20 protein-coding genes are annotated in these 21,651 nt (G+C 65.6%); 14 read left to right on the top strand and 6 right to left on the bottom strand.

Features of this window, described 5'->3' with window-relative positions; all coding sequences use genetic code 11:
- Nucleotides 1-54: 54 nt before the first annotated feature.
- The 3 genes from QFZ40_RS17865 to QFZ40_RS17855 are packed head-to-tail and all read left to right on the top strand — an operon-like array spanning nt 55 to nt 4,124.
- The gene (locus QFZ40_RS17865; protein ID WP_306906000.1) at nt 55-1,548 is read left to right on the top strand and encodes an aldehyde dehydrogenase family protein; all 1,494 of its coding nucleotides are present in this window, start codon (nt 55-57) and stop codon (nt 1,546-1,548) included.
- Complete coding sequence (gene rfaE2 / locus QFZ40_RS17860) at nt 1,545-3,128, top strand: D-glycero-beta-D-manno-heptose 1-phosphate adenylyltransferase (RefSeq protein WP_306905999.1); 1,584 nt, start codon at nt 1,545-1,547, stop codon at nt 3,126-3,128. Before QFZ40_RS17865 ends, rfaE2 begins: the two co-directional genes overlap by 4 nt.
- 42 nt (nt 3,129-3,170) lie before the next feature.
- Nucleotides 3,171-4,124 (top strand): spermidine synthase, encoded by a 954-nt coding sequence (locus tag QFZ40_RS17855; RefSeq protein WP_306905998.1) that lies wholly within the window; start codon nt 3,171-3,173, stop codon nt 4,122-4,124.
- Between the two features lie 30 nt (nt 4,125-4,154).
- On the opposite strand, the gene QFZ40_RS17850 is transcribed toward QFZ40_RS17855, so the two are convergent.
- The gene (locus QFZ40_RS17850; protein ID WP_306905997.1) at nt 4,155-5,072 is read right to left on the bottom strand and encodes a LysR family transcriptional regulator; all 918 of its coding nucleotides are present in this window, start codon (nt 5,070-5,072) and stop codon (nt 4,155-4,157) included.
- A gap of 129 nt (nt 5,073-5,201) precedes the next feature.
- Here QFZ40_RS17850 and QFZ40_RS17845 point away from each other — a divergent pair, with 129 nt between their 5' ends.
- Both QFZ40_RS17845 and QFZ40_RS17840 read left to right on the top strand, forming a co-directional pair.
- Complete coding sequence (locus QFZ40_RS17845) at nt 5,202-6,584, top strand: MFS transporter (protein ID WP_306905995.1); 1,383 nt, start codon at nt 5,202-5,204, stop codon at nt 6,582-6,584.
- 52 nt (nt 6,585-6,636) lie between these two features.
- Nucleotides 6,637-7,386, top strand: coding sequence for a 3-hydroxybutyrate dehydrogenase (locus QFZ40_RS17840; protein WP_306905993.1), 750 nt, complete (start codon nt 6,637-6,639; stop codon nt 7,384-7,386).
- A gap of 93 nt (nt 7,387-7,479) precedes the next feature.
- Here QFZ40_RS17840 and QFZ40_RS17835 read toward each other — a convergent pair whose 3' ends face one another.
- Together QFZ40_RS17835 and QFZ40_RS17830 are read right to left on the bottom strand one after the other, a co-directional pair.
- Nucleotides 7,480-7,743, bottom strand: coding sequence for a hypothetical protein (locus tag QFZ40_RS17835; RefSeq protein ID WP_306905992.1), 264 nt, complete (start codon nt 7,741-7,743; stop codon nt 7,480-7,482).
- Between the two features lie 178 nt (nt 7,744-7,921).
- Complete coding sequence (locus QFZ40_RS17830) at nt 7,922-8,311, bottom strand: winged helix-turn-helix transcriptional regulator (RefSeq protein WP_306905991.1); 390 nt, start codon at nt 8,309-8,311, stop codon at nt 7,922-7,924.
- Between the two features lie 121 nt (nt 8,312-8,432).
- On the opposite strand from QFZ40_RS17830, the gene QFZ40_RS17825 reads away from it, so the two are divergent.
- Entirely contained in the window at nt 8,433-9,296 is an 864-nt protein-coding gene (locus tag QFZ40_RS17825) for an SDR family oxidoreductase (protein ID WP_306905990.1), read from the top strand.
- A 43-nt stretch (nt 9,297-9,339) separates the two neighbouring features.
- On the opposite strand, the gene QFZ40_RS17820 is transcribed toward QFZ40_RS17825, so the two are convergent.
- Nucleotides 9,340-9,975: a LysE family translocator gene (locus QFZ40_RS17820; RefSeq protein ID WP_306905989.1), complete on the bottom strand. Its 636-nt coding sequence runs from the start codon at nt 9,973-9,975 to the stop codon at nt 9,340-9,342.
- A 53-nt stretch (nt 9,976-10,028) separates the two neighbouring features.
- Nucleotides 10,029-11,528, bottom strand: coding sequence for an amino acid permease (locus QFZ40_RS17815; RefSeq protein ID WP_373427448.1), 1,500 nt, complete (start codon nt 11,526-11,528; stop codon nt 10,029-10,031).
- Nucleotides 11,529-11,753: 225 nt separating this feature from the next.
- On the opposite strand from QFZ40_RS17815, the gene QFZ40_RS17810 reads away from it, so the two are divergent.
- The 4 genes from QFZ40_RS17810 to QFZ40_RS17795 all read left to right on the top strand — a co-directional run bounded on the left by QFZ40_RS17810 (nt 11,754) and on the right by QFZ40_RS17795 (nt 15,035).
- Entirely contained in the window at nt 11,754-12,182 is a 429-nt protein-coding gene (locus QFZ40_RS17810; RefSeq protein ID WP_306905988.1) for a hypothetical protein, read from the top strand.
- Nucleotides 12,176-12,409 carry a helix-turn-helix transcriptional regulator gene (locus QFZ40_RS17805; protein WP_306905987.1) on the top strand — a complete coding sequence of 78 codons (234 nt, stop codon included), beginning with the start codon at nt 12,176-12,178 and terminating at the stop codon, nt 12,407-12,409. The genes QFZ40_RS17810 and QFZ40_RS17805 overlap by 7 nt, the downstream gene beginning before the upstream one ends.
- Nucleotides 12,406-13,377, top strand: coding sequence for an NAD(P)-dependent alcohol dehydrogenase (locus QFZ40_RS17800; RefSeq protein WP_306905986.1), 972 nt, complete (start codon nt 12,406-12,408; stop codon nt 13,375-13,377). Before QFZ40_RS17805 ends, QFZ40_RS17800 begins: the two co-directional genes overlap by 4 nt.
- Before the next feature lie 188 nt (nt 13,378-13,565).
- Nucleotides 13,566-15,035, top strand: coding sequence for an HNH endonuclease signature motif containing protein (locus tag QFZ40_RS17795; RefSeq protein WP_306905984.1), 1,470 nt, complete (start codon nt 13,566-13,568; stop codon nt 15,033-15,035).
- Nucleotides 15,036-15,123: 88 nt separating this feature from the next.
- On the opposite strand, the gene QFZ40_RS17790 is transcribed toward QFZ40_RS17795, so the two are convergent.
- Nucleotides 15,124-16,098, bottom strand: coding sequence for a phosphotransferase (locus QFZ40_RS17790; protein WP_306905982.1), 975 nt, complete (start codon nt 16,096-16,098; stop codon nt 15,124-15,126).
- A gap of 220 nt (nt 16,099-16,318) precedes the next feature.
- On the opposite strand from QFZ40_RS17790, the gene QFZ40_RS17785 reads away from it, so the two are divergent.
- From QFZ40_RS17785 to hutH, 4 genes are all read left to right on the top strand, one after another.
- Nucleotides 16,319-17,125 (top strand): gamma-glutamyl-gamma-aminobutyrate hydrolase family protein, encoded by an 807-nt coding sequence (locus QFZ40_RS17785; protein ID WP_306905981.1) that lies wholly within the window; start codon nt 16,319-16,321, stop codon nt 17,123-17,125.
- Nucleotides 17,126-17,374: 249 nt separating this feature from the next.
- Nucleotides 17,375-18,169 carry an IclR family transcriptional regulator gene (locus QFZ40_RS17780; RefSeq protein WP_306906988.1) on the top strand — a complete coding sequence of 265 codons (795 nt, stop codon included), beginning with the start codon at nt 17,375-17,377 and terminating at the stop codon, nt 18,167-18,169.
- A 156-nt stretch (nt 18,170-18,325) separates the two neighbouring features.
- Entirely contained in the window at nt 18,326-20,026 is a 1,701-nt protein-coding gene (gene hutU / locus QFZ40_RS17775) for a urocanate hydratase (protein WP_306905980.1), read from the top strand.
- A 9-nt stretch (nt 20,027-20,035) separates the two neighbouring features.
- A complete protein-coding gene (gene hutH / locus QFZ40_RS17770; protein ID WP_306905978.1) occupies nt 20,036-21,628 on the top strand; it encodes a histidine ammonia-lyase in 1,593 nt (530 codons plus the stop codon).
- Nucleotides 21,629-21,651: the final 23 nt, after the last annotated feature.

The raw sequence follows: 21,651 nt of genomic DNA, 5'->3' as shown, positions 1-21,651 counted from the left end.
TACAGGGCAAGGCGTAGGGAACAGCACAGGAGAATTGCGTACGGAAGGACTTCCATGCATACGACTGCTACGACAACGACGGCCGCCCTGCCAGCTACTACGGACAGTGGAGACGGTCCGGCGACCATAACCATCAGGGATCCCCGCACCGGGGATACCCTGTGGACGGTCGTGGAAACGGAGCCCGCGGCGGTGAGTCACGCCGTCGAGGCCGCTCGAAATGCCGCAGCCGGGTGGTCCCTAACTGCGCCCGCCGAGCGGGGAACGTGTCTGAGAGCCGCGGCGCGGGCCCTCGCGGCCGCTGCCCCTGTACTGGCCAGGCTCAACAGCAGCGAAACAGGACGCCCGGTGGAGGAGGCGCTGGCCGGGATAGCCGCCGGGGTCTCCACACTGGAGCAATACGCCGAACTGGGACCGGTGCACCGCGGGCACAGCCTTCGGGGCAATCCGTTCGCATCTGACTACACCGTGGCCGAACCACGTGGCGTCGCAGTCGTCCTGACCCCCTGGAACGATCCCGTTGCAGTCGCCTGCGGGCTGATCGGGGCGGCATTGGTGACGGGCAACACCGTGGTCCACAAGCCCAGTGAGCGCTGCCCCCGCCTCGGCGAATTCCTCGGAGAAGTACTGGCGCCGTCCTTTCCGCCAGGCGTTCTCCTCAGTGTCTCCGGCGGGGCCGGCGTGGGGACCCTGCTGACCCAGGCAGGTGCGGATGTCGTCGCCCATGTTGGTTCGAGCGTTTCCGGGGCGCGGATAGCCGAGACGGCTGTCCGCAGCGGCGCGCACGTCATCCGCGAGAACGGCGGCAACGATCCCCTCCTGGTGGACCGTGACGTTGATCCTGCCTGGGCCGCAGAGCAGGCGGCCATCGGGGCCTTCAGCAACAGCGGCCAGATCTGCACGTCAGTGGAACGCATCTACGTCCACAAGGCAATTGCCACTGAATTCTGTGCTGCGCTGGAGGCCGAGGCAGCGCTCCGCAATGCCGACGGAAGCGTGGCCCCGCTGGTGGACACCCGGCTGCGGGAGTCCGTCCACGCCCAGGTGGCCCAGGCAGTGGAGCTCGGGGCGCACGCCGTGGAAGGCGGCCGGGTTCCTGACGGGCCGGGCGCGTTCTATCCCGCCACCGTACTGTTGGGTTGCACCGACAGCATGCAGGTGATGACGGAAGAGACCTTTGGCCCGGTGGCGCCGGTGCAGGTGGTGGAAAGCTTCGACGACGGCCTGAAACGTGCGGCCAGCGGCCGGTACGGCCTGGCGGCCACAGTGCTCACCGGAACCATCGCCCATGCCCAGCAGGCCATCGCTGCCCTCCCGGTCGGGACCGTGAAGATCAACGAGGTTTTCGGCGGCGCACCCGGCGGGGCTGCCCAGCCGCGGGGCGAGAGCGGTCACGGCTTTGGCTACGGACCGGAGCTGCTGGATGAATTCACCCGCGTGAAGGTGGTCCACGTCGCCGCGCCGCCCGCATATGCCATGCCATCCGAAAATGCCGCGCCGCCCGCACATGCCCAGTCACAGCAGGACCCCGGGCAGGAGCAGCAATGAGTCAGCAGCAGCCTTCCGCGCAGGGAGACCTCAGCGGCCAGCGAGCATTGTCAGAATGGCTGCCGAGGCGGCTGGCCGCCGAAAGCCCCGCTGTCCTGGTAATCGGCGACGTCATGCTGGACGGCTGGTGGAACGGAAACATCGAGCGCATGTGCCGGGAGGCGCCGGCGCCCGTTGTGGACGTGACCACCCGGGACTACGCACCCGGCGGCGCGGCCAACACGGCCATGAACCTGGCGGCACTGGGGGCGCAGGTTTCGGTGGCAGGCATCATCGGCACGGATGACGCTGGCGTGATGCTTCGGAAGAAGCTCGTGGAGGCGGGCATAAACGTCACCCACCTGCACGATCATCCGGCTATGGTCACCACTACCAAAACCCGTATCAGCAGCGGCGGACAGGTGTTGCTGCGGATTGATGATGCCGCCACGACTGTCCCGGGAGAGGCGTTGGAAGCGCTGGCCGCGTCAGTCCGGGCCGCCGTCGAACATCAGGACGCGGTGATGGTCTGCGACTACGGGACCGGAGTCCTGGCTGACCCGGTACGCCGAAGCCTCCGCGAGGCGCTCGCAGCGCGGGAATCGGCCGGCGTCGCCGGCGGCGCAGTGTCAGCAGGCGCCCGTGGCACGATAGCTCCGCGCCCGCTGACGGTGATCGATGCCCATGACCCGCGCCCGTGGGCCATGCTGCGTCCTGATCTGGTCACCCCGAACGCCCAGGAAGCCGCCGGGATGCTGGACCTGCGCCTGACCGCCGGCGCGGGGAGGGTCGAGGCGGTCACCCGGTACCGGGACGCGCTGCTGGAGGCTACGGGTGCCCGGGCGGTGGTGGTCACGCTGGACCGGGACGGCACGCTGCTCTTCTCTGCGGACGGTGGCTCTCACCGGACCTGGGCACGGCCCGCCGCGGAAAAGCAGGCGTCCGGCGCAGGCGACACCTTTGTAGCCGCCCTGACCCTGGCCAGGTCCGCCGGTCTGCCGCTGGCCACCAGCCTGGACCTGGCGCAGGCCGCCGCGGACGTGGTGGTACACCAGCCGGGGACGTCCGTCTGCAGCACAATCCAGCTGAGCCGCTACCTGGAGAGCTTCGCGGACATGGCGCTTAGTGCGGAGGAACTGGAACGCCAGGTAGAGATGCACCGGGCGCAGGGCCAGCGCATCGTGCTGACCAACGGCTGCTTCGACGTCCTGCACAGCGGCCACACCCGATATCTGAACCAGGCCAAACAGCTGGGTGACATCCTGGTGGTGGCACTCAATAGCGACGAATCAGTGCGCAGGATCAAGGGGCCGGGAAGGCCAATAAACGCTGTGGCGGACCGGGCCGCCGTGATCGCCGCGCTGAGCTGCGTTGACTACGTGACGGTGTTTGACACTCCCACCGCCACTCCACTGATCCGGCAGCTCCGGCCCGAGGTATATGCCAAGGGCGGGGACTACACCCCAGAGATGCTGGAGGAGACGCCGGCAGTGGAGGACTACGGCGGACGGGTGGCCATTCTGGATTACGTTGCCGAACGCTCCACCACGGCAGTGGTCAAGCGGATCAGGGCGGGCGAAGAGGCATCCCCGGCCAGTTAGCGTGAACTAGGGTTGAACCATGACTGAAGCCTGGTGCAACTAGTGGCGAAGCGCGGCAGGTCGGCTGCGCGGAACAGCCTGCGCCCGGTGGCCGGAGTGGTGGAGGTGGCCAGCGGCACCCGGCCGGACGGGCCGGTGGAGGGCGTCTACTACATCGACACCGGCGACTGCGAGCTGATCGCGGACCAGGACAATTCCAACGGCTGGCTCCTGAAAATCAACGGCGTCATGAGCTCTCACATCGACCTCGCCGATCCGCTCTTCCTGGATTTTGAATACATGCGCTGGATGGCTGCCCTCATCGAATCGCGCTGGCCGCCGTCGGGCTCTGCCGGAAGCAGGCCGAAGTCCGCGGAACCGGCCCGCCTGCGGGGACTGCATCTGGGGGGCGGCGCCTGCTCCCTGGCCCGCTACTTCCACTCCGCCTACCCTGATGCGCGGCAGGTGGTGGTGGAGCTCGACGGAAAGCTCGCAGGGTATGTGCGCGGCTGGTTCGATCTGCCCAAGGCTCCGCTGCTCAGGATCCGGGTGGGGGAGGCCCGCGAGGTCACAGAGACGCTCACGCCGGAAACCCGGGACTTCATCATCCGGGACGTCTTTGCCGGAGCGCTGACTCCCCGGCCGCTCACTACCCGGGAATTCAATGACCACGTCCGCCGGGTCCTGGCGCCCGGAGGCATCTACGTGGTCAATTCGGGCGACGCGCCGGACCTTAGGAACGCGCGTGAGGATGCGGCCACCATCGCGGCCTCCTTCGAGCACACGGTCATCATCGCGGATCCGGCCATGCTCAAGGGCCGGCGGTACGGGAACATGGTGATGGCCGGCAGCGATCTGCCGCTCGACGGCGATCCCCAGCTGGCCCGACGGCTCCTGGGCGGCGCTGTTCCGGCGCATCTCTGGAATGACGCCCAGGTGCGTGCCTTCGCGGCCGGCTCCCCGGTCCGGCACGACCCCGCCACCCCGTCTCCCGCCAGCCCATCGATTGCTCCGTAGCGGCCCTTTTCGGGCTCCAAAACGGCGCCCCTACGGAACAATCGACGGGGTTTTGCCCCGGCCCAGCAGCGCCTCGCGGTGCTCCGCCATCCGGTCCCGGAGTGCCTGCACGACGGCGGCCACGGCAGGGCGGCGCATGGAATCCTGCCGCAGCACCATCCAGTAGGGGAGCAGTTCGGCGAAGTCGGCGGGGAGCAGCCGGACCAGGTCGTCGTGGAGGTCGCCCATGAAGCAGGGCAGGAAGCCGATGCCCGCACCAGCCCGGGTGGCCTCCACATGGACAAACACGTTCGTGGACGTGAGCCCGTCACGCATGGCCGGCACGAGCCGCCTTGGAGCGTCGAGGTCGTCAACCTGCAGCATGGAATCCACGAAGTAGACCAGCGGGTGCTCAGTCAGTTCCGCCACGGTGGCCGGGGTTCCGTTCTCGGCCAGGTAGGAACGCGACGCGTACATCCCGAGCATGTATTCGCCCAGCCTGATGGCCTCGGCCCGGTGAACCTGGGGCACGCCCACCACCACTTCGATGTCCAGCCCGGAGCGCTGCTGGAGTGCACGCCGGGTCATGGTCACCACTTCCACGCTGAGTCCCGGATGCTGCCTCCGCAGGCCCGCCACGGCCGGCGCCGCAATGTAGGCGCTGAAGCCGTCGGTCGCCGTCATGCGGACGACGCCGGCAATCGGGTCGGGTGCCTTTCCCCCCGGTCCCAGCCCGCTCACTGCCGCCTCCACCTGCTCGGCAACGCGGACGGCCTCCGTGCCCAGCTCGGTGAGCTCCCAGCCGCCGGCCGCCCTGGCCAGGACACGGCCGCCCAGCGCCTTCTCAAGTGCTGCTATCCGGCGTGAGACGGTGGTGTGGTTCAGCCCCAAAGCCTGGGCCGCCGTCGTAAATTTTGCCGAGCGGGACACCGCGAGCAGAACCAACAGGTCATCGGGATGGGGCTTCATATCTGCAATTGTGCACACAAGCGGTGCCGTTTTGGTTATTGAATGCGCATGTTTGTGCAGCAATACTCAGGGGAGCCATTAGTGCTGTGGATCACAGCACGTGTCAATGTGGACACTAAGGAGAAACTCATGAGCGTAGAGCAGCGCTCGGCAAACAACGCCGCGGGATCCGCACCCAAGGGATCCGGACTGAAGAAGATTGTGGCCGCCTCCATGGTGGGCACAGTGGTGGAATGGTATGAATTCTTCCTCTACGCCACGGCCGCGACCCTGGTGTTCGGAAAGTACTTCTTCCCGGCCACGGGCAACGACCTGGATGGCGTCATCCAGGCGTTCCTCACCTACGCTGTGGGCTTCGTGGCACGCCCCCTTGGCGGGATCGTGTTCGGCCAGATCGGCGACAAGCTGGGCCGGAAACCAACGCTGCAGCTGACCATCGTCATCGTGGGCGTGGCCACCTTCCTGATGGGCTGTCTCCCGGGCTTTGCCGACATCGGTTACCTGGCCCCCGCGTTGCTTGTGGCCCTCCGCTTCATCCAGGGCTTCGCCTTGGGCGGTGAATGGGGCGGTGCCGTGCTCCTGGTGGCCGAACACAGCCCCAACAAGACCCGCGGATTCTGGTCCAGCTGGCCCCAGGCCGCCGTGCCCGTGGGTAACCTGCTTGCCACTCTGGTGCTGTTCATCATGTCCACTTCCCTGAGCCCGGAAGCCTTCCTTGGCTGGGGCTGGCGGGTGGCGTTCTGGCTCTCCGCGGTGATCGTGTTCGTTGGCTACTACATCCGCACCCACGTCACGGAGGCTCCGATTTTCCTGGAGGCCAAGGCCCTGGTGGAAAAGGAGCAGGCTGTCAGTTACGGCGTCTTCGAGGTGGTGCGCAAGTACCCCAAAGGCATCCTGCAGGCGATGGGTCTGCGCTTCGCGGAGAACATCATGTACTACCTGGTGGTCAGCTTCGCCATCGTCTACCTCAAGAGCGTGCACAAGTACGACACCTCCTCGCTCCTGCTGGCGCTCCTGATCGCGCACGTCATCCATTTCCTGGTCATCCCGCAGGTGGGACGGCTCGTGGACAACGTGGGACGGAAACCCGTGTACCTGTTCGGTGCGATAGCCGGTGCTGCCTGGCCGTTCTTCGCCTTCCCGATGTTCGACACGCGCAACCCCGTGGTGATTGTGCTGGCCGTGACCATCGGCCTGTGCCTGCACGCCTTCATGTACGCCGGCCAGCCGGCCATCATGGCGGAGCTGTTCCCCACCAGAATGCGCTATTCGGGCGTCTCGCTGGGTTCACAGGTGACGTCCATCTTCGCCGGTTCCCTCGCTCCCCTCCTCGCCACCCAGTGGCTGAAGGACACAGGTTCATGGCTGCCCACAGCCATCTACCTGCTGGTGGCCTGTGCCATCACCACGGCAGCGGTGCTGAGCCTGAAGGAGACCAAGGGCATCGCCCTGGAGGACGTGGACAAGGCCGACGCCGCCCGCGAAGGACTCCTGCCAGCCGGCTCACGCTGAGCTGCTTGAGCCGTTGGAACCTTTGTCGGGTAAGCACACGAGGGGAACAGCAATGGAACACGAATTGAACGGGCGCAAGGCCCTCGTGACCGGCGGAGCGAGCGGGATCGGGGCCGCGTGCGTCCGGGAGCTCGCTTCCCGGGGCGCCAAGGTAGTAGTGGCCGACGTCGACTCCGCCGGTGCGGCGGCGCTGGCTGATGAAGTGGGCGGCACGGCCTGGGCCGTTGACCTGCTGGACGTGGACAGGCTCGCCACCCTGAGCCTGGACTGCGACATCCTGGTGAACAACGCCGGGATCCAGCGGATCAGTCCCCTGGAGGAATTCGATCCTGCCGACTTCCGCCGGATCATTTCCCTCATGCTGGAGGCGCCGTTCCTGCTCATCCGGGCCGCGCTGCCGCACATGTATGCCAACGGGTTCGGCCGCATCATCAACCTGTCCTCGGTGCACGGACTCCGGGCCTCCCCGTTCAAGAGCGCATATGTTTCCGCGAAGCATGGCCTCGAAGGGCTGAGCAAGGTCACGGCGCTGGAGGGCGGGGAACACGGAGTCACATCCAACTGCATCAACCCGGGCTACGTACGTACCGCACTTGTGGAGAAGCAGATCACGGACCAGGCCCTGGTGCACGGGATACCGGAGTCGGAGGTCCTTGCCAGGGTCATGCTCACCGAGTCAGCCATCAAGCGCCTCGTGGAGCCGGAGGAGGTGGCCTCGCTGGTGGCCTGGCTGGCCTCGGACCACGCAGGCATGGTGACCGGGGCCAGCTACACCATGGACGGCGGCTGGTCCGCGCGGTAACTCCCGACGCTTCCTCACGTCCTGCAGGGTTCGGCCGGACGCTTCCTCACGTCCTGCAGGGTTCGGACGGACGCTTCCTCACGTCCTGCAGGGCTAGTCCTGTCGCCTGAGCTGCCGGTGGTCGTAGTAGAAGACACCGGCAGCTGTTCCGAGTTCCACAAACGAACTCCGGCGGGACATCACGATGCCCTCGTGCCGGCCGTTGAACGGATCCTCTCCCACCACGGCATCTCCCACCTGATAGGGGCAGCCCGGACGGAGGGCCGCCAGGACCTGGTTCCAGGCCCTGACAACGAGGGAGGATAGTCGAACCGGCTGCCCCATGCTGGCCAGGTCCTGGACATGTGCTTTCACCATGCGAACCACTCCTTGAAAGCGGCGGGGCCGCTCACATCGGTGCGGGTGCCGGGAACGCTCCAGCTGAGGATGGTCCTCCTATCCCGGCTGGCACCTGACCTCAAGAGTAGGCGAAAGTCACACCAGTCACATCAATAACATGTACTCGTTTTTGCGGAGGGTCACTACCTGTTTTTGGTCAGCGCCAGCCGTTGAGGATGTCACCAGCGTTGTCGTAGGCCCAGGCGACCAGGGGAACCAGCAGCGCGGTCAGTTCGTAGCCGCGCTCCGTCAGGCTGTAGTCCACGTGTGGCGGAATCACCGGCCGGGCAGTCCGCAGCACAAGGCCGTCGCGTTCCAGGGTCTTGAGGGTCTGTGCCAGCATTTTCTCGCTGATGCCCTCGGCTCGTCGCCGGAGTTCGCTCCAGCGGTGCTCACCTTCGGAGAGAGCCACAAGGATGAGCACCCCCCATTTGCTGGTGATGTGGTCCAGAACCGTCCGGCTGGGGCACCCGGCCGGAAAGACGCCGTCGGCCAGGTCCGGCGGTAACTGAGTGGGCAGATGGGCTGCCAGAAGATTCGCCTCCATGGCCAAATCTTACCAAAGGGTCAGTACCTTACTTAGAAGTGCGTACTCTCCTTTAGGAAGTAAACCGGCCGAAGGCTGGTTATGAGGGGTGACCCTGACAAAATAGTGAAAGGAAACGCCCATGAGCATCGTCATTACCGGAGCAACCGGACAGCTTGGCCGCCACGTCGTCGAGGCCCTGCTCCAGCGCAACGTCCCGGCAGCGGAGATTGTGGCCACGGGCCGTTCCCTAGAAAAGCTCGCCGACTTCCAGTCCCGCGGCGTGCAGGTCAAGCCGATGGACTATTCGGACGCTGCTTCCGTGGCGAACGCGCTGAAAGGTGCCCGCAAGGTGCTCCTCATTTCCGGCAGCGAGGTTGGCCAGCGCGTTGACCAGCACCGTACGGTGATTGAGGCAGCCAAGGCGGAAGGCGTGGAGCTGGTTGCCTATACCAGCATCGCCAACGCCGACACCACCGGCATGAAGCTGGCCGCCGAACACCAGGCAACGGAGGCCATCCTGAAGGAGTCCGGCATCCCGTTCGCTCTCCTTCGCAATGGCTGGTACCTCGAAAACTACACCGACCAGCTGCCGGGAACGCTGGCCCAGGGTGCCCTCGCCGGAAGCGCCGGCGACGGCAAAGTCAGCGCTGCGTCCCGCGCGGACTATGCCGAAGCCGCCGCGGCCGTCCTTATTGCCGACAACCAGGCCGGCAGGGTCTATGAACTCGGCGGTGACCACGCCTTTACGCTCGCCGAGCTGGCCCGGGAAATCAGCGCTGCGGCCGGCAAGCCCGTGGCGTACCAGGATCTTCCGGCCGAGGACTACGCCGGACTCCTCGCCGGATTCGGGGTTCCGCAGGCCTTCGCCGACATCCTGGCCGATTCCGACCTCGGCATCGCCCGCGGCGACCTCCTGGTCAGCGGTTCCGACCTCCGCACGCTGATCGGCCGGCCCGCAACGCCGATGCCGGTGGCCGTCCGCTCGGCAGTTGCCGCGGGCTAAGCAGCTCGGGGAGTCCTGGTTGCCTGCCTGTCCGGGCAGGCTACTAGGACTTGCTGCCGGTCAGGGCAAGGGTCCCGCCGATGCCGATCATCAAAGCTCCACCCGTCGCCTCCACCGCTGAAATCCGGCCGGGGGACCGGACGAACCATTCGCGGGCTGAACCTGCGGCTACGGCCCAGAGACTGTCCGAAACGATAGCGATCAGCAGGAATACAGCACCCAGCAGCGCGAGCTGGAAGGGTATGGCCCCGGACGGGTAGTCCACAAATTGCGGCAGCACGGCAACGAAGAACACCACGGACTTGGGGTTGGTTACACCCACAACCAGTCCCTCTCCCATCAGTCGTCGGGGCGAGGAATCCTTTGGCCGGCGCTCGGCAAGGGAATGGCGGCGCCGGTGCCGGATGGCTTTGATGCCGAGATAGACCAGGTAGGCGGCGCCTGCCAGCTTGACCAGGCTGAACAGGATGACGGAATGTGCCACCACAATGCCCACTCCGAGCGCGACCGCGGCCACCTGCACCAGTTGCCCGGCTGCATTGCCCAGTACGGTCAGCACGCCACCCTTCCATCCAAGGGCCAGGGAACGTCCGATCACGAATAGGACACTGGGCCCCGGGATTGCTATCAGCACCACGGATGCGAGCGCAAACGCCAAGAGGTTGGAGAGTGGAACCATGCCTGATCTTAGCTCCCGGAGGGCCCGGACGGCACTGGTTCAACCGCTTGTGGTTACACGCGGGACTTAGCGCCCGCTGCCACACACGTGACCACCGGCACCGGTGACGTTTCGTCCGTCAGTTCGGCCCGGCGTCGTCCGTTCCCCCTTACCCAGAGCTGATAGGCGAGGACTAGCACGGCAAGCCAGCCAGCGCCGACGTAGAGCGCCACCCGGGTGTCGTCGAAAACGCCCAGGATCACAATGACCATCGCCATGAAGGCGATGGCCAGGACGGACGCCGCAGGCCACCACGGGGACGGGAAGTCCGACGGCGGCAGGCTCTTCCGTACGATCTCCCGCTTCATCGCCACATGGGAGGCCAGGATCATCACCCAGACCCACACCGTGGCGAAGGTGGCGATCGAAGCGATGAGCACAAAGACGTCCTCAGGGATCACGGCGTTCAGGACCACGCCCACCAGCAGGATGCCGGCCATCATCACCACGGTCATCCACGGGACTCCGTGGCGTGATACCCGGCCGAAGGCTGCCGGCGCGTGGCCCTGCTTCGCCAGACCGAACAGGATGCGTCCGGCGCCGAAGATATCGCTGTTGATGGCGGAAAGTGCGGCCGTGATCACCACGGCGTTGAGGATGTGCGGTGCGGCGGGAATCCCCAGGCCGCTGAAGATCTGGACGAAGGGGCTGCCGTTGCTGCCGATCTCATTCCAGGGGAACAGGCTCATCAGCACACCAAGGGTCAGCACGTAGAACAGCAGGACGCGTACCGGAACCGTGTTCACTGCCTGCGGGATGACCTTCTTCGGATCGGCTGCCTCACCCGCGGTGATGCCGATGGTTTCGATCCCGCCAAACGCGAACATCACCACGGCAAACGAGGCGAGCAGGCCTTCGAAGCCGTGGGGGAACATTCCGCCGTGCTCCACCAGGTTGCCCAGTCCAGGCGCAACTGTTGAGCCCCCTGCCTGAAAGCCGAACGCGATGATGGCGGCGCCTCCGACGATCATCGAGATGATTGCCACCACCTTGATCAGGGAGAACCAGAACTCCAATTCGCCGAACACTTTGACGCTGAGCAGGTTCAGGGCGGCCAGGAAAAAGATGATGGCGAGAGTCCAGATCCAGCGGTCCACCTGGGGGAACCAAAAGCCCATATAGATGCTGAAGGCTGTGACGTCGGCGATCGCCACTATGGCCATTTCAAAAACGTAGGTCCAGCCGGTCACAAAGCCTGCCAGCGGACCGAGGTAGCGGCTGGCGTACTGGCCGAACGAGCCGGAAACAGGGTGCCGCACCGCCATTTCGCCGAGCGCGCGCATCACCAGGAACACAGCCGCTCCGCCGATGATGTAGGCGAAAAGCACGGCAGGGCCTGCTTTCTGGATGGCGGACGCCGAGCCATAGAACAGGCCCGTGCCGATGGCCGAGCCGAGTGCCATAAAGCGTATATGGCGGACGTTCAGTCCCCGATTGAGGACACTTCCGACGGAGGCCGGCTGGTGTGCCGTCGACATTTTCTCTTGCCTGGCGGCAGTTTCTGTTTGCTGCATGCGAATACCTTCTCGTCGTTGGGAGGGGGATCGCTAACCAGCAGACCACTTGGCCGGCCGACGTGATGAGCCTCACGGGACTCTGGTGTCTTTCATCTCAGACTGGAGTCGGAATCCTCCGGCTGGTTCTCTGTGTGGTCTAAGACTCTTGACATGGTGTCAAAGATTCTTTACGTTTGCAGTGTCAAGTTTGTTTTACATGGTTGCGTGGTCCAGGAGTGGAAAATGTCCTTTGAGGAAAAGAGCGCGTGGGTCATGGGGGTGGTGGCGGCGGCGTCCTACAGCGTTTACGTCGCCGTCATCCTGGGCCTGGCCGGCACCAGACCGGTCACGGAAGTCGCCTATGTGGCCCCGTTGCTGTGGACGGTGGGTGCGTCGATTGCGGTGTCGATTGCGCTGCACGCCGTCCTGGGCATTTCCTCGCCGCAGGATGCGGGCAAGAAGGACCAGCGGGACAAGGAGATCTACCGGTTTGGCGAGTACACCGGCCAGTCGTTCGTGGTCATTGGCGGAGTGTCCGCGCTGCTGATGGCTATGGCGGAGCTGGACTATTTCTGGATCGCCAACGTCATCTATCTCGCCTTCGTTCTCTCCGCAATCCTGGGCTCGGTGGCAAAGATTGTCGCCTACCGCAGGGGGTTCCAGCCGTGGTGAAACCTACGCAGGTAACCAACTCCATCCGCCGCCTGCGGTTCGAACGCGGCGAAATGACCCAGGCCGAGCTGGCGGAGCGCGTGGGCGTGACCCGCCAGACGGTCATCGCCATCGAACAGGGACGGTATTCGCCCTCCCTGGAGATGGCCTTCCAGATAGCCCATGCCCTTCGGGTGCCGCTGGAGGAAGTATTCCAATTTCCGAACCATGAAGGAGACGCATCATGAAAGCTGTCGTGCAGGACGTGTACGGGTCCGCGGACGTTCTCGAGCTCCGGGACATCGACAAGCCCGTTCCCGGAGACGGTGAGGTGCTCATCAGGGTCCACGCGGCCGGCGTCGACCAGGGCGTCTGGCACCTCATGGCGGGGCTGCCTTATCTGGTCAGGATCTTTGGATACGGACTGAAGAAGCCCAAGGTGCCGGTGCGGGGCCGGGACGTCGCTGGCGTCGTCGAGGCCGTGGGTAACGGTGTGACGCGATTCCAGCCCGGCGACGAGGTTTACGGCACCTGCGAAGGATCGTTCGCCGAGTACGCCTGTGCCAAGGAGGGCAGGATGGCCCTGAAGCCAGCGAACCTCAGCTTCGAACAGGCTGCTGCTGTCCCCATTTCCGGCAGCACCGCGCTCCAGGGTATCCGCGACAGCGCTCAGGTTTCGCCCGGGCAAAGCGTCCTCGTGATCGGCGCAGCAGGAGGTGTGGGTTCCTTTGCGGTCCAGCTGGCCAAGGCTTTTGGCGCAGAAGTCACCGGCGTGTGCAGCACGGCAAAGCTGGACCTGGTCCGGTCGCTGGGGGCTGACCGGGTCATCGACTACCGCCAGGAAGATTTCGCTGCCGCTGGCCGGCGCTATGACGTTATTCTGGACACCGCCGGCAACCGGCCGCTTTCAGTGCTGCGGAGGGCTCTTGCGCCCAAAGGGACCCTTGTCATCGTCGGCGGTGAAGGCGGCGGACAACTGACCGGCGGGTTCGAGCGGTCACTGCGGGCGGCCCTCCTCGCGCCGTGGACGGGGCAGAAGCTCAAAGGACTCGTGGCGGGGGAGAACCACCGCGATCTTGAGTATCTTGCGTCCATGATCGAGGCCGGTACCGTGACACCGGCCGTGGACAGGATCTTTCCTCTGGCCGAGGCTCCGGCCGCCATCACCTACATGCACGAGGGTCGCGCCCGGGGGAAGGTCGTCATCAGGATTTAACGCTTCCTGCCTCCGGCCGGGGCGAAGAGGGCCTTGCCTTCGTTGAATGTTGTGCGTGTGAGGCCGACGTTCTGCGCCAAATGCTTTGACTGCCTGGCTGGGCTCGGCGGACTGGCTCGGATCAAAGGCGGGATCGGATGCACGACCAGCGCCGGCGTAATTGTCAGTGGCTGCTGGCATGCTTTGGTATGGAAAGCAGAGCAGCAAAGGAGTCGTTGGAGGCCTTTGGGGCTACCTTCGCTGCGCTTGCTGTTCTTGTCCGCCGCGCCACGGATAGTTCGGGCTCCGCCGGCACTGACCCTTTGCGGGACCAGGCGGATGCCTGTCTGGACGGGCTGGGCGCGGTGGCCCGGGCCGAAGCCCAGCTGGCTGGGCTGAAGGTTTTGTTGGCCAGGGGTTTTGAGCAAGCAACCCAGGCCGTGGCGCCGCCGCCCGCATCACCCCAGGAGCACACCGCCCGGGAGATGGCCGTGGTCGCGGAGGTCGCTTGTGTCCTGACCGTGAGCGAACGATCCGCTAGTGCCCTGCTGGCCCAATCCCGCGAACTGACCACCACCCTGCCCCGGACGCTGGCTGCACTGCAGGACGGGTCAATTTCATGGCAGCACGCCCGGGTCATGGTCGATGAAACCACGAGCCTTGACCCCGCTGGCGCGGCTGCGCTGGAAGCTCACTTCCTGGACCCTGAGAAACTCGGCGGTGCGCGGAGCTGTCCGGCCGGGGAGCTGGTCCCGTCCCGGTTCCGGGCCAAAGCCCGCACCTGGCGGGAGCGTCACCATCCTGTCAGCATCGAAAAACGCCACTCTAAAGGCATCCTGGACCGGCGGGTTGAGTACGCCCCGGACCGGGACGGCATGGCCTGGCTCTCCGCCTACCTGCCCGCCGACACCGCGGCCGGGATCTGGGACCGGACCACCACCGCCGCCCGCGCCCTGCAAGGCCCGGACGAGGGCAGGACCCTCACCCAGCTCCGCGCGGACACCGTAGCGGCCTGGCTCCTCGAAGACACTGGCACCGGCACGGGCAACACGGCCACAATTACCGGCAGCACGACAGCCACCACCGGAGCTATGGCCGCCGGCACTACTACCACCGGCGGGGTGCCATCACCTAAGGCCCAGGTCCTCATCACCGTCCCGGTGTTCGCGCTCATGGGCCTCACTGATGAACCCGCCACCCTGGACGGCTACGGCCCCATCCCTGCTTCAATGGCCCGCAGGCTCGTTGCCGACGGCGCCGACTCGTTCCACCGGGTCCTGACCGACCCCCGCGACGGCGCACCCCTGGAAATCGGCCGCACCAGCTACCGCATCCCCACAGCCATGCGGCAATGGCTCCGAATGCGGGACGGAAAATGCCCGTTCCCTGGCTGCAACAACCACTCGCTGGACAACGAAGCAGACCACCTCCTCGCCTGGCACAAAGGCGGAACCACTGGCATCAGCAACCTTGGCCAGCCCTGCCGCAAACACCACAAACTCCGACACACCACCGCGTGGAAACCAACCCAGGCCACCAAAAACAAACCACCAGGCTGGACCTCACCCACCGGACGCCACTACCAAAGCGAACAACAAAACTGGGAACCACCCCACTGCCCACAACAGGTCTTGGCCTCGGCGACGCGGCCGGCGCTAGTCGAACAGTCGGAGCATTAACCGGGCCATAGCGTTCAGCTTGGCCCGAGCTGTCCCGCCCCCGACGGGTTTCGTCCACGGCGCGCACTCTAGACAACGCCTGGTACGGCTACATGGAATCTCGTGCTGAAGAGCCGGCCTCCGGATCGGAAAGCCGCTCCCGGAGCCAGCGGACTACAGCCTCGCCCTGTGCGCGCTGAAACGCCCGGACTGTAGGCAACCCCGGTGGCGGCGGCTGCCTGGCTGCATCGGTAAAGTACGCGGCCAATCCTGACAGAACACGGTCAACACCGGCAGCGCTGGCTGACGCAAAAACAGCATGGGACCGCAGCAGGGAGTCGACGTCGAAGGTGGGGGAGAAAACCCTGACGTTGATCAGCACGGCCAGGGCGTCGATCCAGGACGAGCCGATGCATGCCCAGGGCCAGTCCACCAGAATCGCCCCGTTGCCGGCGGTGATGAGGACGTTGTCCGCCCGGATGTCAGTATGCACCAGGGATTCCCCGGCCAGGTCCTCCAACCCGGATTCGGCCAGCCGCTCCAGAATGTCGAGATTCCCGAGGATCCAGGGATCGCAATGCTCAGGCGGAACCGCCCGAATCCGGGCCCACCCTTGGAACGCCTCGGCTAGCTCATGTTCAAGCCTCGGTAAATGTTCAAGCCCGCGTGGGACGGGGGTGCGCGATAGTTCCTGCAAGGCATCCAGGACGAGTGACACTTCCGGGGGCTCCCAAGGGGTGTGGGGGTGCCTTCCCTCCACGTCGGTGAGGACCAGCGCAACCCAGGTTCCGTCGTCGAACGTTCCGAGCAGCGACGGGGCGGGAATGCCGTCAGGCAGCGCCGCCGCGATGGCTGCCTCTTTCCGATGGATTGCCGGCGAATGCTCATTCTGGTGCACACCCACCGCCTTGACAAAGGCTCTGCGTCCGGTGGCCGTGACCACCCTGTCTGCAGTGCCCGGGGAGAACCCGCCCTGCTGGCCGGTCGCCCCCACCACCGGCGCGCCGAGAATCTGTTCGATTCCTGCCTGCACGTGACCGGGCAGGTCGGCCCAGCTGATGCGCGGGCTCCATTCAGGTTGCATGAGGACCATTATCCGGGGGATGAAGGCTCCGGCAGGCAGTGGCGCTTGTTGCCTCATGCCGGTGCTGGCCAACCGGCGTTTCAGTGTTGTTCCTGCCGTTCCTTCCGCGGCGTGGCCCAAAGTCCAGGACCCAAAAGACACGCAAAAGTGACGATGACGAAACACGGTGTACACATCCGGTTCGTAGCCTTGGCATAAGACGCTCCCCGGAAGGACCCGCATGAACGTGCACGACGACGCTGCGATCAAGCCGATCATCGGGCTGACCACCTATCTGGAAAAGGCAGTAACCGATGGTTGCGGCACCGTGCGCGCCGCGTTCCTCCCCGAGACATACCTGACGCCGATTCTTGAAGCGGGAGGCGTGCCCGTCCTGCTTCCCCCGCAGCCGCCCGTCGGGAACCTGATAGAGCACCTCGTGAGCAGGCTGGACGGTCTGTTGATCCCCGGAGGCTGGGACGTGGATCCGGGGCTCTATGGCCAGGCGCCGCATCCGGAAACAAACCAGCCCAAGCCGGAACGCGATCAATGGGAACAGGCCCTCATCATCGAGGCCCTCCGGCAGAACGTTCCGCTTCTCTGCATTTGCCGTGGCGAGCAGCTGCTCAACGTCACTTTGGGCGGAACACTCCACCAGCATCTTCCCGATGTCGTGGGCAACGGCAATTATCAGCTGGGCGGGCACCGGTTCAACGGCATCCAGGTGGAGATCCGGCCGGATTCCCAGCTCGGAGCACTTCTCGGCAGAGCTTCACTCGATGCCGTCCCGGTGTCGCACCATCAGGCCGTGGACCGGCTCGGCGATGGGCTGATTGCCACGGCCTGGAGCGAAGACCAGGTGGTTGAAGCCATCGAATACCCCGGCCACCGCTTTTGCCTGGGCGTGCAGTGGCATCCGGAGCAGCTGGCGGACGAAAGGGCGCTGTTCGCCGGATTCGTCGAAGCCGCGAGTGCCAAGATGCTCTCAAGGCTCGCCCCGGCCACTCTTGAGGCCCCGGCTTTGGCCGAGGAGCTCAGCGCCAGCTGAACGCGACCGGACAGTCTGAACGAGACTGAACGTTCTGAACGGCCAGCCTGTGTGCAACTGGGCTCTGTCTGGAATAACAGACAGTAGCTCCCAAAGTTAGACTCTTCCTTGGCTATCGGGGTGCATCCTTAAGTATCGGATGCCGGACACCTCAATGAAGCGAAGAGGAAAATGCCAAGCTCAGCCATCATGAACAACCCGGGCGGCTCGGCTGCCCCCGGTGCGGCGAGGGCTGCCTCCCTTCCGCCAATGAAGCCGCCTACGAAGCTGGCGTCCAAGGTCCCGGCCGCTGAAAACACCCTGCGAATCCTCAAACTGCTGGCCTCGAAGCGGGGGCCGATGGCGGCGTCGAGCATTGCCACGGCACTGGGCCTGCCGCGCTCAAGCGTCTACCACCTCCTGGGGGTGATGGAGGCAAACGGTTTTGTGCTCCATCTCCATGAGGAGCAGCGGTATGGCCTGGGCATCAGCGCCTTTGAACTGAGTTCGGCCTATTCGCGGCAGGAGCCGTTGTCCCGCCTGGGCCGGCCGCTGCTGGCGTCCCTGGTGGATGTGATCGGCGAGAGCGCGCACCTGGCGGTGCTCCACGGCCGCGACGTCCTCTACATCGTGGAGGAAAGGGCCAAGAACCGCCCCTCCCTGGTCACCGACGTCGGGGTCCGGCTCCCCAGCCACCTGACAGCGAGCGGCCGGGCCATCCTTGCCGCCCTGCCCAAGTCACAGGTCCGGGCGCTGTATCCGAACGCCGCCGCCTTCACGTCACGGCATGAGGTGGAAGGCGCCATCATGAAGTATTCCGCGCTGTCCTCTCATCTGGACCGCGTCCGGCAGCGCGGTTACGCCACCGAGCACGGCGAAGTCACGCCTGGCTTTGGCTCCATCGCCGCCGCCGTCACGGACCACGTGGGATGGCCGACGGCGGCAGTCGCCGTGACGTTCCTGGAGGACAAGCTGCCGGCTGATGAATGGCCCGCGCTCGCAGCCCGGGTGCAGAAGGTCGCCGACGAGCTCTCCGTCCGGATCCACGGCCGGCCCACCAAGTAGCGACACCCTGCCAGCTTGCCACCCGATTTGGAAGCCGGGGAGCGTCTGGTACCCCGGACAGGGGCCTCTTGAAAGCCCTGTCTGGGCGGTTGCGCAGGGGCTTTAGTAGATACAGAACTTCAATCCGATTTTTCCCTGAGACGAAAAGGAGCCACCATGGCACCCGCCGATTTCACCACCGGTGCCCGCCCGGTCAAAGCAGCCCGCGGCATCGAGCTCACCGCCAAGTCCTGGCAGACGGAAGCTCCGCTGCGCATGCTGATGAACAACCTGGATCCCGAGGTCGCCGAACGCCCGGATGACCTGGTGGTCTACGGCGGCACAGGCCGGGCGGTCCGGTCCTGGGCCGCCTTCGACGCCATCACCCGCACCCTCGAGACCATGGAGTCGGATGAGACCCTCCTGGTCCAGTCCGGCAAGCCGGTGGGCGTGTTCCGCACCAACGAGTGGGCGCCCCGGGTCCTGCTGGCCAACTCCAATCTGGTGGGCGACTGGGCCAACTGGCCCGAATTCCGTCGACTGGAGGCCGAGGGCCTGATGATGTACGGCCAGATGACCGCGGGATCGTGGATCTACATCGGCACCCAGGGCATCCTGCAGGGCACCTTCGAGACCTTCGCCGCGATCGCCCGCAAGCTCACCGGGGATGAGAACGGCACGCTCGCGGGTACCCTGACCCTTACCGGCGGCTGCGGCGGAATGGGCGGCGCCCAGCCGCTCGCCGTGACCCTGAACGACGGCGCCTGCCTGATTGTCGACGTCGACGAGACCCGCCTGCGCCGCCGTGCCGGTAAGCGGTACCTGGATGAGGTTGAAACGGATCTCGACGCCGCCATCGCGAAGGTCCTCAAGGCCAAGGAAGAGCGCCGCGGCTGGTCAGTAGGTTACGTCGGTAACGCGGCCGAGGTCTTCCCGGAGATCCTGCGCCGCCACAACGCCGGCGAGCTCACCGTGGACATCGTCACGGACCAGACCTCCGCCCACGATCCCTTGAGCTACCTGCCGGAAGGGATTTCTGTCGAGGACTGGCACCGCGAGGCCGAGGCCGATCCCGAAGGCTTCACCAAAAAGGCCCAGACGTCCATGGCGAAGCATGTCCAGGCCATGGTGGAATTCCAGGACGCCGGCGCAGAAGTGTTCGATTACGGCAACTCCATCCGCGACGAGGCCCGCAAGGGCGGCTACAACCGGGCGTTCGAGTTCCCCGGCTTCGTTCCGGCCTACATCCGGCCCTTGTTCTGCGAAGGGCTAGGCCCCTTCCGCTGGGTCGCCCTCTCCGGTGACCCTGAGGACATCGCCGTGACGGACAAGGCCATCAAGGAACTCTTCCCGGAGAACAAGCACCTGCACCGATGGATCGACGCCGCCGCTGAGCGCGTCGAGTTCGAGGGCCTGCCGGCACGGATCTGCTGGCTCGGCTATGGCGAACGCGCGAAAGCCGGGCTGCTGTTCAACCAGCTCGTCAAGGAAGGTAAGGTCAAGGCGCCCATCGTGATCGGCCGCGACCACCTGGACTCCGGCTCCGTGGCGTCCCCGTACCGGGAGACGGAGGCAATGGCCGACGGTTCCGACGCTATCGCGGACTGGCCTATGCTCAACGCCCTGCTCAACACCGCCTCGGGTGCCACCTGGGTCTCCCTCCACCATGGCGGCGGCGTCGGCATCGGCCGGTCCATCCACGCCGGCCAGGTCTCAGTCGCAGACGGCACCGATCTTGCGGCGCAGAAGCTCGAGCGCCTCCTCACCAACGACCCCGGCATGGGTGTCATCCGACATGCCGACGCCGGTTACGACCGCGCGCTTGAAGTCGCGAAGGAACGCGGCGTCCGCATCCCGATGCAAGAAGCAAAGAACTAGGAAACCCAAGTGACACTTACAACCCACGAACCGCTCACCGTTACCCTCGGCTCCAGCGGCGTCACGCCCGAGGACGTCGTCGCCGTCGCCCGTCACAACGCCAAGGTGGCCATCTCCCAGGAAGCACTGGAAACGGTCGCCAAGGTCCGGGCGCACATCGATGACCTCGCCTCCAGTGACGTCCCGGCCTACGGCATCTCGACGGGCTTCGGCGCGCTGGCCAACCGCCATATCCCCAACGAGCTGCGCACCCAGCTGCAGAAGTCCCTGATCCGCAGCCATGCGGCAGGCATGGGCCCGGCCGTAGAGCGCGAGGTGGTGCGCGGCATCATGTTCCTCCGCGCCAAGACGCTGGCTTCCGGCCGCACCGGGGTCCGCCCGGTGGTCCTGCAGACCATGGTGGACGTGCTGAACGCCGGCATCACCCCCATCGTTCGTGAGTTCGGGTCGCTGGGCTGCTCCGGTGACCTCGCACCCCTGTCCCATTGCGCCCTGGTGCTGATGGGAGAGGGCGAAGCGGAAGGGCCCGACGGCGTGACCTACGGCGGGCGGGGTGAGTCACCCGTGGCTGAACTGCTGGCCGCACACGGCATCGAGCCGGTCACCCTCGCGGAGAAGGAAGGCCTGGCGCTGGTGAACGGCACGGAGGGCATGCTGGGCATGCTCCTGATGGCCATCGCGGACATCCGGCAACTGCTCACGACGGCGGATATCACCGCGGCGCTGAGTGTTGAGGCGCTGCTTGGTACGGACCAGGTCTTTCTGCCCGAACTCCATGCGGCACTCCGTCCTCATCCGGGGCAGGCCGCCAGCGCGGACAACATGCTGCGGGTCCTGTCCAACTCGCCGATCGTGGCATCGCACCGGGTGGGTGATTCGAAAGTCCAGGACGCCTACTCCTTGCGCTGCGCTCCGCAGGTGGCCGGTGCCGTCCGTGACACCGTGGACCACGCTGCCCTCGTGGCTTCCCGTGAACTTGCCGCCGCCATCGACAACCCCGTGGTCCTGCCGGACGGCAGGGTCAGCTCCAACGGAAACTTCCACGGCGCGCCCGTGGCTTATGTCCTGGACTTCCTGGCCATCGCGGTGGCTGACCTGAGCTCCATCGCTGAGCGCAGGACGGACAGGATGCTGGACCCCGCCCGTTCCCATGGCCTGCCCGCGTTCCTCGCTGCCGATCCCGGTGTGGATTCGGGGCTGATGATCGCGCAGTACACCCAGGCTGGCCTGGTCTCCGACAACAAGCGGCTGGCCGTTCCAGCTTCCGTGGACTCCATTCCCAGTTCGGCCATGCAGGAGGACCACGTGTCCATGGGCTGGCACGCTGCGCGCAAGCTGCGCAAGGCCGTGGAGAACCTTCGCCGCGTCCTGGCCATCGAACTCGTGACGTCGGCGCGGGCCATCGAAATCCGGACGCAGCTCTCCGGCGGACAGCTCACGCCTGGTCCCGCGGGTGCAGCTGTTATCGGGACGCTCCGCGCCGTCGTCGAAGGTCCCGGCACTGACCGGTTCCTCTCGCCGGAACTGGAAGCGGCTGACCGACTGGTTGCCAGCGGCGAGGTCCGGGCAGCAGCCGAATCCGCCGTCGGAATCCTGGCATAAGAGGGAATCATGTTCGGCCAGGG

The sequence above is a fragment of the Arthrobacter pascens genome (genome assembly GCF_030816475.1).
In the GTDB taxonomy this organism is placed as follows: Bacteria; Actinomycetota; Actinomycetes; order Actinomycetales; family Micrococcaceae; genus Arthrobacter; species Arthrobacter pascens_B.
Note: the sequence above shows the minus strand (reverse complement) of the source record. Positions and strands in the feature narration are given on the sequence as shown.

What these genes read in the sequence shown, in the direction of transcription:
- QFZ40_RS17865 (WP_306906000.1), top strand. Translation starts at nt 55, where the DNA reads ATGCATACGACTGCTACGACAACGACGGCCGCCCTGCCAGCTACTACG.
- rfaE2 (WP_306905999.1), top strand. Translation starts at nt 1,545, where the DNA reads ATGAGTCAGCAGCAGCCTTCCGCGCAGGGAGACCTCAGCGGCCAGCGA.
- QFZ40_RS17850 (WP_306905997.1), bottom strand. Translation starts at nt 5,072, where the DNA reads ATGAAGCCCCATCCCGATGACCTGTTGGTTCTGCTCGCGGTGTCCCGC.
- QFZ40_RS17845 (WP_306905995.1), top strand. Translation starts at nt 5,202, where the DNA reads ATGAGCGTAGAGCAGCGCTCGGCAAACAACGCCGCGGGATCCGCACCC.
- QFZ40_RS17840 (WP_306905993.1), top strand. Translation starts at nt 6,637, where the DNA reads ATGGAACACGAATTGAACGGGCGCAAGGCCCTCGTGACCGGCGGAGCG.
- QFZ40_RS17835 (WP_306905992.1), bottom strand. Translation starts at nt 7,743, where the DNA reads ATGGTGAAAGCACATGTCCAGGACCTGGCCAGCATGGGGCAGCCGGTT.
- QFZ40_RS17830 (WP_306905991.1), bottom strand. Translation starts at nt 8,311, where the DNA reads ATGGAGGCGAATCTTCTGGCAGCCCATCTGCCCACTCAGTTACCGCCG.
- QFZ40_RS17825 (WP_306905990.1), top strand. Translation starts at nt 8,433, where the DNA reads ATGAGCATCGTCATTACCGGAGCAACCGGACAGCTTGGCCGCCACGTC.
- QFZ40_RS17820 (WP_306905989.1), bottom strand. Translation starts at nt 9,975, where the DNA reads ATGGTTCCACTCTCCAACCTCTTGGCGTTTGCGCTCGCATCCGTGGTG.
- QFZ40_RS17815 (WP_373427448.1), bottom strand. Translation starts at nt 11,528, where the DNA reads ATGCAGCAAACAGAAACTGCCGCCAGGCAAGAGAAAATGTCGACGGCA.
- QFZ40_RS17810 (WP_306905988.1), top strand. Translation starts at nt 11,754, where the DNA reads ATGTCCTTTGAGGAAAAGAGCGCGTGGGTCATGGGGGTGGTGGCGGCG.
- QFZ40_RS17800 (WP_306905986.1), top strand. Translation starts at nt 12,406, where the DNA reads ATGAAAGCTGTCGTGCAGGACGTGTACGGGTCCGCGGACGTTCTCGAG.
- QFZ40_RS17795 (WP_306905984.1), top strand. Translation starts at nt 13,566, where the DNA reads ATGGAAAGCAGAGCAGCAAAGGAGTCGTTGGAGGCCTTTGGGGCTACC.
- QFZ40_RS17790 (WP_306905982.1), bottom strand. Translation starts at nt 16,098, where the DNA reads ATGCAACCTGAATGGAGCCCGCGCATCAGCTGGGCCGACCTGCCCGGT.
- QFZ40_RS17785 (WP_306905981.1), top strand. Translation starts at nt 16,319, where the DNA reads ATGAACGTGCACGACGACGCTGCGATCAAGCCGATCATCGGGCTGACC.
- QFZ40_RS17780 (WP_306906988.1), top strand. Translation starts at nt 17,375, where the DNA reads ATGAAGCCGCCTACGAAGCTGGCGTCCAAGGTCCCGGCCGCTGAAAAC.
- hutU (WP_306905980.1), top strand. Translation starts at nt 18,326, where the DNA reads ATGGCACCCGCCGATTTCACCACCGGTGCCCGCCCGGTCAAAGCAGCC.